Consider the following 4,537-nt stretch of genomic DNA (forward strand, 5'->3'; position numbering starts at 1 on the left):
CTCGGCCGCGAGCCGTGCCGCGAACGGCGCATGCTCGATCTCGCTCCACTCCACGCGGCCGGGCGCGCGTCCCCCGAGGCTACGTCGTCAGCTGTTCCACCAGGTCGGCGGCGGTGTTCACGCCGTCGAGGAGCTTGCCGACGTGAGCCTTGGTGCCGCGGCGGGGTTCCAGGGTGGGGATGCGGACCAGGGAGTCGCCGCCCAGGTCGAAGATCACCGAGTCCCAGCTGGCCGCCGCGATGTCGGCGCCGAAGCGGCGCAGGCATTCGCCGCGGAAGTAGGCGCGGGTGTCGGTGGGCGGGTTGGTCATCGCGTCGAGCACCTGCTGCTCGTTGATCAGCCGCTTCATCGAGCCGCGGGCGACCAGGCGGTTGTAGAGGCCCTTGTCCAGGCGCACGTCGGAGTACTGCAGGTCCATCAGGTGCAGTTTGGGAGCGGCCCAGCCCAGCCCCTCCCTGCTGCGCATGCCCTCCAGCAGGCGCAGCTTGGCGGGCCAGTCGAGCAGGTTCGCGCACTCCATCGGATCGCGTTCGAGCAGGTCGAGCACCATGGCCCAGTTCTCGATGATGTCCTGGACGCGCTTGTCGTCGTTGCCGGTGCGGTCGGCGAACTTGATCACGCGGTCCAGGTAGACGCGCTGCAGCGCCAGCCCGGTGAGCTCGCGGCCGTCGGCGAGCGCGACGGTCGCGCGCAGGGTCGGGTCGTGGCTGATCGTGTGCACCGCGGTGACCGGGCGGGCCAGCTGCAGGTCCGACAGGTCTTCGCCGGCTTCGATCAGGTCCAGGACCAGGGCCGTGGTGCCGACCTTCAGATAGGTCGACATCTCGGCCAGGTTGGCGTCGCCGATGATGACGTGTAGCCTGCGGTACTTGTCGGCGTCGGCGTGCGGCTCGTCGCGGGTGTTGATGATGCCGCGCTTGAGCGTGGTCTCCAGGCCGACCTCGACCTCGATGTAGTCCGAGCGCTGGGACAGCTGGAAGCCCGCGTGGTCGCCGGACTGGCCGATGCCGACCCGGCCGGAGCCGCACACCACCTGGCGGGACACGAAGAACGGCGTGAGCCCCACGATGATCTGGTTGAACGGGGTATCCCGGCTCATCAAGTAGTTCTCGTGGGTGCCGTAGGAGGCGCCCTTGCCGTCGACGTTGTTCTTGTACAGCTGCAGCCGCGGGGCTCCCGGCACGCTCGACGCGTGCCGCGCGGCGGCCTCCATCACCCGCTCGCCCGCCTTGTCCCAGATCACCGCGTCCAGCGGATCGGTGACCTCCGGGGCGGAATACTCGGGGTGAGCGTGGTCGACGTAGAGCCGGGCGCCGTTGGTGAGGATCATGTTGGCCGCGCCGACCTCGTCGGCGTCGATCACGGGCGCGGGCCCGTTCATCCGGCTCAGGTCGAATCCGCGCGCGTCGCGCAGCGGCGACTCCACCTCGTAGTCCCAGCGGGTGCGCTTCGCGCGCGGCACGCCCTCGGCCGCGGCGTAGGCCAGAACCGCCTGGGTCGAGGTGAGGATCGGGTTGGCCGACGGCTCGGTCGGGGTCGAGATGCCGTATTCGACCTCTATTCCGATGATGCGCTGCATGCTGTCGAGCCTATGCGACGCACCCGCCCGAACCTGTCGCGACCGGCGGAGTCCAATGTCATACCGCAGGTGGTACTTCCGGAGGACCCGTCCCGGCGCAGGTCGGCGCGATAGTCGGGACATGACCGATTCGCTCGCCGACCCCCGCGCCGACACCGCCGGACAGCACACCGCGGCGCCGCCCACCCGTCTCGTCGCGTTGGACGTACTACGCGGAATCGCGATCCTGGGCACCCTCGGCACCAACGTCTGGATCATGACCAACCCCGAGGGGCTGGTCGGCTACCTGCAAGACCTGGGCGGGCAGGCAGGCGGATGGGCGTGGGCCGAACGGGTGCTGCAACAAGTGGCGCAGGGCAAGTTCCTCGGGCTGCTCACCGTCATGTTCGGCATCGGCCTGGCCATCCAGCAGCGCTCCGCCGTCAAGGCCGGGCGGCGCTGGCCCGGCAAGTACCCGTGGCGCGCGGGATTGCTGTTCCTCGACGGTCTGCTCAATTTCGTGTTGGTCGCCGAGTTCGACGTCCTGATGGGTTACGCGGTGACGGGGCTCGTCGTCGCGTTCGTCCTGGCCACCGGGGAGCGGGCACAGCGGCGCTGGCTGATCGGCGCCGCGGCCGTGCACGTGGGCCTGCTGACGCTGATCGCCCTCGCCATGGCGTTCGCGCCGGGACCGGATCCGGCGGTGCGTCGTGCGCTGGACCCGAATCCGTATGCGGATGGCTCGTTCTGGGAGCTCGCGATGTTCCGGGTGGACAACGCCGGGCTGTTCCGGGTGGAGGCGCTCTTCGTCTTCGCGATGTCGGTCGCGCTGTTCCTGGCCGGTTCCCGGCTGTTGCGGGCCGGGGTGTTCGGCCCGGAAGGCGCGCGAATCCGCAAGCGGCTCATGATCCTGGGCTTCGGCGTCGCGGCGCCGATCGATCTGGCCGTCGGCATCGCGGGCGGCGGCGACCTCATCCTGTTCACTCGATACGGCAGCGCCCCGTTCGTCGGCCTCGGCATTCTCGCGGCGGTCGCCGAGTGGTACCTGCGGCATCCCACGGCGGGGTTTGCCGGTCGCCGATTCGCCGAGATCGGCCGCACCGCCCTCAGCTGCTACATCCTGCAGAACTTGGTGGCATCGATGCTCTGCTACGGGTGGGGTTTCGGGCTCGCCGCCCGGGTCGCACCGGAGGACCGGGTCCCCTTCACCATCGGCGTCTACCTGCTGGTTTCGCTGGTCATCGCCGTCGGAGCGCATCTGTGGTTACGCCGCTTCGAGCGGGGGCCGGTGGAGTGGTTCTGGAACGTCAGCTATCGGGCGCTGGCCCGGGAACACTGAATCCGGCGCGTCCGCCGGGCGGCGACCGCTAGCGTCGTGTTGTGACCCTCGCGGACCGCTACCCATTGCTGCACACTCCGGCGCACTGGGAGTGGGGGGATCTGGATGTGCGTTTCTCCACCACGCTCCCGTCCGACGAACTGGTCACCAACATCCACGTAGTGTGCTTCGTCGGCGAGGAAATCGTGCTCTGCCGCGACGATCGTGACGTCTGGCTGCTGCCCGGCGGCACAAGGGAACGCGGCGAGTCCATCGACGCGTGCGTGCGCCGGGAATTGCGCGAGGAAGCGGGAGCCCGCCCGGTCGGACCGATTCGATGGTTCGGCGCGCACCACGCGACCAGCAACAGTCCCGCGCCGCATCGCGAGTGGCAGCCCCATCCGCACAAGGCGTGGCTCTGGTGCACCGCGGACGTGGTGCTCGACTCCGCGCCGACCAATCCCGACGACGCCGAGCAGATCATCGAGGTGCGCATCTTCCCCGTTTCCGAGGCGATGCGGCGCGCCGGGACCGACGGCGAGCACCTGAGCGAACTCGTCGCCCTTGCCGTCGAACTCCATCGGCCCGCGTCCCAGCGCGACGGTCTCGGGTGACCGCGTGGCGGCGGACCGGCCCGCTCGGCCGCCGCCCGCATCGGGAACTGGGGCAGAATCGAAGGATGGCAACGGCAACTTGGCACGGCCGCGTCCTCGCGACCAGCGACGACACCATCATCATCGAGGGCAACCACTACTTCCCGCCGGACTCGATCCGGCCGGAGTTCTTCCAGCCCTCCGACACGCACACCTACTGCCCGTGGAAGGGCACCGCGAGCTACTACACCGTGGTGGTCGACGGCGAGACCAACGCCGACGCCGCGTGGTACTACCCCGAGCCCAAGACCAAGGCGGCGCAGATCAAGGACTATGTCGCGTTCTGGCGCGGCGTCGACGTGACCGACAGCTGACCGGGCATCGTTGCGGGTCGGAGATCGAGCGCGGCACTCGTGATCGATCCCGGAATCCGGACGAAGACGCGGCGGGGCGGGAACCGCTTTCCGGGTCCGGCAACCGGTTGGCGACACGAGCGACGCGATCCCGGCGACGGGCGGTAATCGAGGATTTCCGAATACCGTGTGCGCGAACCGGATACGCTCGTCCCAGGATTCAGCGCGCGTGTCTCAGCCGGGAGCATCCCTATGATGAAGGCTCTGGTCACCAACGGCTTCTCGATGTCGCCCACCGACGCGGCGGACGAATCGCCGCCTGCGGGCGTCACGCTGCTGCGCCCCGGGGTTCTGGCCTTCGCCGGATCGATCGGGCCGAGCGAATTGCACGCCCATCACGCGGTGCAGATCGTCGCCGCCAGCACCCCGATCGTGGTGGTGGACGGCAGCGGCGTCCGTAAGCAAGGCACCCACGTCATCGTGCCGACCGACGCCCCGCACCGGATCGATGTGGGCTCCGCGCACGGCACGGCCGTCTACCTCGATCCCGAGACCGCCGCCGGCGCGGCGGCCGATCGCAGGGCCCATCTCAACGGCTGGGCCGACAGCGCCGACACCTTCGGTCTCACCGCCGGTGGCGGCGATCTGACCGCGCAGGTCACGGCGGTCGTCGACGATCTGCTGCCGCAGGACGCCGCGAGCGAAGCGGGCGATC

At 69.5% G+C, this 4,537-nt stretch carries 4 protein-coding genes and 1 pseudogene; 4 read left to right on the plus strand and 1 reads right to left on the minus strand.

Features of this window, described 5'->3' with window-relative positions:
* Window positions 1-79: 79 nt before the first annotated feature.
* The gene (gene dop, locus ON27_RS14900) at window positions 80-1,579 is read right to left on the minus strand and encodes a depupylase/deamidase Dop (RefSeq protein ID WP_043726420.1); all 1,500 of its coding nucleotides are present in this window, start codon (window positions 1,577-1,579) and stop codon (window positions 80-82) included.
* Window positions 1,580-1,700: 121 nt separating this feature from the next.
* Between dop and ON27_RS14905 the strand changes: the two genes are divergently transcribed.
* The 4 genes and pseudogenes from ON27_RS14905 to ON27_RS14920 form a co-directional block, all read left to right on the plus strand.
* Window positions 1,701-2,897, plus strand: a complete 1,197-nt coding sequence (locus ON27_RS14905; protein WP_083887581.1) for a DUF418 domain-containing protein — start codon at window positions 1,701-1,703, stop codon at window positions 2,895-2,897.
* Between the two features lie 41 nt (window positions 2,898-2,938).
* A complete protein-coding gene (locus ON27_RS14910) occupies window positions 2,939-3,490 on the plus strand; it encodes an NUDIX hydrolase (protein ID WP_043726422.1) in 552 nt (183 codons plus the stop codon).
* 65 nt (window positions 3,491-3,555) lie between these two features.
* A complete protein-coding gene (locus ON27_RS14915) occupies window positions 3,556-3,843 on the plus strand; it encodes a DUF427 domain-containing protein (RefSeq protein WP_043726423.1) in 288 nt (95 codons plus the stop codon).
* A 234-nt stretch (window positions 3,844-4,077) separates the two neighbouring features.
* A pseudogene (locus ON27_RS14920) lies at window positions 4,078-4,537 on the plus strand (AraC family transcriptional regulator); the annotation flags it as partial.

It is taken from the genome of Nocardia asiatica NBRC 100129 (assembly GCF_000308415.1).
In the GTDB taxonomy this organism is placed as follows: Bacteria; Actinomycetota; Actinomycetes; order Mycobacteriales; family Mycobacteriaceae; genus Nocardia; species Nocardia asiatica.